This window comes from Granulicatella sp. WM01, from assembly GCF_004570605.1.
Taxonomy (GTDB): Bacteria; Bacillota; Bacilli; order Lactobacillales; family Aerococcaceae; genus WM01.
Genome location: NZ_SPPB01000090.1, coordinates 1 through 5,036 on the forward strand (window position 1 = coordinate 1; position 5,036 = coordinate 5,036).

Annotated in this window: 4 protein-coding genes, 1 tRNA gene and 1 pseudogene; 5 read left to right on the forward strand and 1 reads right to left on the reverse strand. The window is 30.7% G+C overall.

All coding sequences use genetic code 11. From position 1 onward, the window contains the following. A pseudogene (locus tag E4T68_RS09645) lies at positions 1–184 on the forward strand (IS30 family transposase); the annotation flags it as partial. A gap of 579 nt (positions 185–763) precedes the next feature. Here the strand turns inward: E4T68_RS09645 and E4T68_RS08365 are convergent. Beyond that, positions 764–1,573, reverse strand: coding sequence for a mechanosensitive ion channel family protein (locus E4T68_RS08365; protein WP_135125937.1), 810 nt, complete (start codon positions 1,571–1,573; stop codon positions 764–766). 340 nt (positions 1,574–1,913) lie between these two features. Here E4T68_RS08365 and E4T68_RS08370 point away from each other — a divergent pair, with 340 nt between their 5' ends. The 4 genes from E4T68_RS08370 to E4T68_RS08385 all read left to right on the forward strand — a co-directional run bounded on the left by E4T68_RS08370 (position 1,914) and on the right by E4T68_RS08385 (position 4,388). Further along, the gene (locus E4T68_RS08370) at positions 1,914–3,128 is read left to right on the forward strand and encodes a glycosyltransferase family 4 protein (protein ID WP_135125943.1); all 1,215 of its coding nucleotides are present in this window, start codon (positions 1,914–1,916) and stop codon (positions 3,126–3,128) included. Between the two features lie 12 nt (positions 3,129–3,140). After that, positions 3,141–3,605, forward strand: coding sequence for a Cys-tRNA(Pro) deacylase (ybaK, locus tag E4T68_RS08375; RefSeq protein WP_135125939.1), 465 nt, complete (start codon positions 3,141–3,143; stop codon positions 3,603–3,605). A 27-nt stretch (positions 3,606–3,632) separates the two neighbouring features. Beyond that, a tRNA-Leu gene (locus E4T68_RS08380) sits at positions 3,633–3,715 on the forward strand. 202 nt (positions 3,716–3,917) lie between these two features. Then, positions 3,918–4,388 carry a GNAT family N-acetyltransferase gene (locus E4T68_RS08385; RefSeq protein WP_135125941.1) on the forward strand — a complete coding sequence of 157 codons (471 nt, stop codon included), beginning with the start codon at positions 3,918–3,920 and terminating at the stop codon, positions 4,386–4,388. The last annotated feature ends 648 nt before the right edge of the window (positions 4,389–5,036 follow it).

Here is a 5,036-nt window from a genome sequence, read left to right on the forward strand (position 1 = left end):
ACGAGGGACTAATGAAAATCACAATGGTTTAATTCGAGAATTTTTACCAAAGGGAAAATCATTTAATTTAGTACCTATTCAAATGATAACAACTATACAAAATGCGTTAAATAATAGACCTAGACGTATACTAGACTATGATACACCTCATACTATGTTTAATCGTTTGTGTGCAACGACATAAACTATAACAGAATAGGTGTAACCGTAAAGGCTCGCTACGCTAATACCTTGACCGTTACACCTATTCCATTACAAAACAACTATGTCGCACACAGACATAGACTGTGACTTTAGTATTTTTCATGTACTGTTGCACTTGGCTTTACAATTCGAGTCATAAAAATATTTAAACAGTCATACCTCCTTATGTTAATACAAGGAGGTATGACTGTTTTATTTATCTTGTCTAAAACTATTATGATACTGTGATTTATTAGAAGATTTTTTATTTGTGTTGAGATATGCCTAACTGGCTATGGTACGTTTGAAATGTGTGCATAATTAAGAAACATATATAGCATATTATTGAATAAACTGATACAAAAAATTTATATAAATAGGCATTAATTTGAGAGAGTGCATAGTGTTTGTTTATTACTTGTGATATCATGATTTTATTGGCACTAAAAGATGAGATTGAGTTGTCAGTTAAAGTAATAACATATATGATAAAGATTTTATCTTATGCATAAATTTTGCAATAGTTAGACTCAAAAGAGGAAATCTTTTTTAGAGGTTCCCTCTTTTGAGTCATTTTACCTTATTTAGATGACATGAGGTTTTGTACTATACTAATGTTTTCTTGAGTTAGAGCCTCAATGTATTTTTGATAAAATATATGTTGAATAGTTGTATAAGCAGCAGGTTTAGTATATAGAGCAATACTATAATAAAGTTGTCCATAAGCATTGACTTGTAAACCAATATGTTCAGCGTCCTTAACAATATCTGGAAATTGCGCTATGTTATGCTGATTGACAGTGTTGATGATGTGGATAATTTTAGGTAAATCACTTTGATTTTTGATGTATAATTGAATAAGAACACGACGAGTTCCTTTAGAAAGGTTGTTGACTGCTGAAATATCTTTATTGCGTAAATAATAAAGTGAGCCATCGTAACCAATCAACGTTGTAATACGTAGTCCAATAGATTTAACTTTTCCTTCAATCCCCGAAATGACAACCGCATCATTGACGTCAAATTGATGTTCAATTAAAATAAAAATACCGTTGACTAAATCGTTAATAAACCCTTGAGCACCTAGTCCAATGACAAGTCCAGCTATTCCAGCACCAGCAATTAGTGTTGCCATAGGAAATCCAAGAATAGATAGTGCTGCGTATCCTATAAAAAAGTAGAGAACATAATGTAGCCCACTCATAAATAATTTGTACAATGTTTCTGTTCTTGGATCAACTAATTTAGATGATGTACGGCGTTCCTTATAGATTTTTTTAATGGATTTTACTAGAATTTTCTCAATAAAAAGATAAATACAAAAAAGAATAATTAAAGAAACTCCTTTGTCTATCACTTGAGAAATGAATTTATCAAATATTTCTTTCATAAACGTACCTCCGTAGTTATGTCATCTTATTATACCAAATTTATGAGAGTCGGTGAAATAAAATTTTTAGCATTAATCAATAATAGTATAGTCTTGTTAGAAAAATGCATTGTTTTGTTTGAATGATATGCAATGAATAGGAAATAACTAATTTTGGTTTGTTTACATTTTTGATAACATGATTTTAGGAAAAGATATTAGTTTTTTACTGAACATATAGTATATAAGAAAAAAGCGTTTTTATGGTAGGTAATTTATAAGAATTTTACATGAAATACTTGAATGTCAGAGCGGAAAAAGGTAGAATAAGTGTTAAGGTGAAATGGTAAGGAGAATTGATATGAAAATAGCAATGTTTACAGATACATATTTTCCGCAAGTGAGTGGAGTAGCAACGTCAATTAAAGTGTTGTCAGATGAATTAAGACGACAAGGACATGATGTGACTATTTTTACGACTACAGACCCTCATGCAGATGTTATGGAAGATGAGGATATTGTGCGTATATCAAGTATTCCATTTATGTTTTTTACGGATAGACGTGTTGTTATTGGCGGAATGAATAAAGCGTATCGAATTGCTAAACAAAAACAATTTGACATCGTTCATACACATACTGAATTTGGTATGGGATTGATTGGAAAATATGTTGCTTATCGTTTGAAAATTCCAATTATTCATACGTATCATACGATGTATGAAAAATATTTACATTACATTGCGAACGGAAAAATTATTAGACCTTCGCATGTTAAAGCTATTTCACATTATTTTTGTAATCACACATCTGGGGTTATTGCTCCAGGTAAACAGATGGCAGATATTTTGTTCAATTATAATATTACAACAGAAATTAGAGTAATTCCTACGGGTGTGCCTATTCCTGAAAAAGATGAACATATCCGTTTACAAAAGAGATTGGAATGGCATTTAGAAGATAATCTTGTTTTATTGTCGCTATCCCGTTTAGCTAAAGAAAAAAGTTTGGATAAACTAATTTTAGCGTTGCCAGAAGTATTATTGGCTTATCCAGATGCAAAATTAGTCTTTGTTGGGGCTGGTCCTGCACGTAAGGAATTAGAAGATTTAGTGAATAACATGGCACTTCAAGAGCATGTTTTGTTTATCGGTGAGATACCTAATGACTTGGTGTATCAGTATTACCAAATGGCAGATGTATATGTCAATGCCTCGGAAACAGAAACACAAGGGCTGACTTATTTAGAAGCCTTAGTCAATGGACTACCTGTTATTGCTAAGAAAAATGATTATTTATCAGCTATTATTAAAGATAAATCTTTAGGAGATCTATTTGAGAATAGTTCTTTATTAGCGAAAACAATTATTGACTATATTCCAATTTTAAAAGAGCGTCAAAAATTGTCGCAAGAAGAGTTCAACACCTTATTGTACAGTGTATCATCTGAAGAGTTTAGTGATAATGTTTTAGCGTTCTATCATGATGTGATTAATCAAAACAAAACAAATTTAACAAATCCTAAAAAAAGCATTTTAAATAAATTATACTTTAGTAACTGGGATAGGTTAAAATAAAGTGGTGATAAAGTGGTTAAAACAAATGCCATTCGTTTATTAGACAAACAAAAAATTGCCTATCGTTTATATGAGTATGAGTGGAATGAGGATAAACATCATTCGCCACTATTACAACATAGTGAATTATCTAAGCGTGTGTATAAGACAATTTTGGTTATAGGGAAATCGCAATGTATTTATGTGTGCCTTATTCCAATATGGCAGAATATAGATTTCAAAAAAGTGGCACATTTAACTCAGGAGAAAAGCGTATCTTTATTACCTTTAGATGATTTAGAAAAGAAAACAGGCTATATCCGTGGTGGTTGCTCTCCAATTGGAATGAAAAAACAGTACACTACATTTATAGATAAATCCGTTAATACATCGGATACACTCATTATTTCAGGTGGAAAAAGAGGCGTACAAATTGAACTTTCTAGACAAGCATTATTAAGATTAACACAAGCAAAAATTGAATCGTTAGTTGATTAATTAAGCAGGTTTTCACCTGTTTTATACGCAGCAATGGCGGAATGGCAGACGCGCCATCTTGAGGGGGTGGTGAGAATTTTCTCGTGTGGGTTCAAGTCCCATTTGCTGCATTGTTCAAAAGGCTCTATAAAGCCTTTTTTTACTTTAGTCAGCACATTATGTTGCGAGGAAATGAGCTATTGACTTCCTTTTATGAGAGTAAAGAAAATAAGAGTGTTCACTATAGATAACTTATCAACTTATGATAAAATAGACAAAATAGTGAAGATATGGAATGTATAAAAGGAATTATGATAGAGGAGCATGTAGAGTATGATAAAAGAGATAAATAATGAGCATTGGGGAGCGTTTGAAGCATTATTCAAAACACACTTTGAACAAACAACACAGCTATATCCAAATGATATATGGTATAGAGCAATGTTTGATTATATGTATTGGAAAAAGCAGGAGCATATTATTGATATTTTTGGAGCATATCATGCTCACACCCTTATTGGTTTTATCCAAGTACAAGTAGATACACCTCTTAGTGATTGGTGTCAAAGAATAGGATATGGGTTTATTCGTGAACTATATGTTCATCCAAATCATCGCTTGCAAAGTTATGGACAATTATTAGTACAACATGTTGAGAGAAAATTCCATACTAAACAAGTTCCCGCTATTTATTTAACAACAGAAAAGAATAATCTTTTTTGGCAGAAAATGGGATATTATGAAAAAGGTATTTGTGATGAAAATGGTTTAATAATTTGTGAAAAAGAATGTGTATATGAATAAAAAAGATATTTAGCCATATTTGAAAAAGTGTCTACATCTCAATAATAGAAATCATGCAATCAATTGTTATAAACAAGAGCGTAGAAAAAATTAGCAAGTATTAAGTGTTAATTTATAGAATATCCTTAGAAAAGTCTGTGTGAAATGCTCTTCTAAATGGTAGATTTAAATAGATAAAAATAATGATGTGTAGCTTAAGAATAGAGTGGGAAATATTAGCATAAACAACATGGTAGTATATGAACTATAGAATTGAACAGAGAGTGATATATTGAATAAGAACAAATTCATTAAATAGTAAGATGATGCTTTAATTTTTTAAAGAATAGTTAAAAAGTTTATATTACAAAAAAGGTTTTAAATGAAGGGATGTCGTCAAACTATGTTGGTTAAAAATTTTTCTAAGTTATATAAAAATAATCGGGTGTACAATAAATCGTGTTGGTGAACAAAAAAGTTCGCCAACACGATTATTTTTTATATAAAAAAGTGAAGCAAACCAGTAAACTATAAGTTGAGACAAAATAGTAAAGAGGTGCTTCACATGGATAAGAATACCAGAAAATTATTGAAATTGGAAGAAGAATTTGAATTTCCAGAAAATTGGCTAACTCAAGACGTGCAACATCATATTAAATATCATATTAT